We start from the raw sequence: 834 nt of genomic DNA on the forward strand, positions 1-834 counted from the left end.
TTCTTATTGCCACTGTTGATCCAAAAATTTCTTGGCTTCCTTGTCAGTCACATACTTCGTTTTGGCCTGAGCCGCCCCAGAGAGCATTGCTATCATCAAAGAGACTCCTAAAAAAATAGATATCTTCTTCATAATCGTTCCTTTCTTAAATGAGGGGATTAAGGGGAGTTCACCTTTATTACAAATCCACTTTTCGTCTCAAAATTCTCCCCGCACCTAAAACCAATATTGCTGATGGTGACGGAGATTAAGAGACCTTTCTTTTATACATTAATTTCTCATTTCGTAATTTAGCTCTTTACCACTGAGTGTTTTAAGTTGAGTGGACAAATTCAAGGCTAGTTTTTTATTCACCCCAAACAGCACTGCTTTTCCTGATTTTCCATCTTTATATTCAATACTAAACAAAGCACTTTTCTTTTTCCAAAGAAGTAATAACGCTCCTACAGGACCAAAAGCTACAACGCTTATTCCACTGGCAACCCAACGGCGCTCGGCTTTTTCTCCCATAGCGATATGTTTAATCGCAGATCCTTTAAACGATGTATTGAGGCTACCATATTTAAAATCATTGAAGCTAATTCCTAACATGCCTTCTCTGGAAAAATCGAGATTACACTTCTTAAACTTTCCTTCGGGGACCAAACATTTCGCTTCATAAAAAAATGCCTGGGCCGATGAACACATAAACAGCGATACAATAATTAGAGCAGAGATAATTTTTTTCATATTTTTTTCCTTTTTATAAAAATGATTTTAAATACTGGGCCTAGCTAATGCATTGGAGATGCCAAAAAAAAGTGGATGAAAAATATGAACTTTTATTTTGTGGAA

1 protein-coding gene is annotated in these 834 nt (G+C 36.2%); it reads right to left on the reverse strand.

Annotated elements, in window-relative coordinates:
* Positions 1 to 270: 270 nt before the first annotated feature.
* Entirely contained in the window at positions 271 to 729 is a 459-nt protein-coding gene (locus HQM15_08930; GenBank protein MBF0492890.1) for a hypothetical protein, read from the reverse strand.
* Positions 730 to 834: the final 105 nt, after the last annotated feature.

The sequence above is a fragment of the Deltaproteobacteria bacterium genome, from assembly GCA_015233135.1.
GTDB lineage: Bacteria > UBA10199 > UBA10199 > JADFYH01 > JADFYH01 > JADFYH01.

Excerpts from the sequence above, each read along its gene's own strand:
- HQM15_08930 (MBF0492890.1), bottom strand. The coding sequence starts at position 729 with ATGAAAAAAATTATCTCTGCTCTAATTATTGTATCGCTGTTTATGTGT.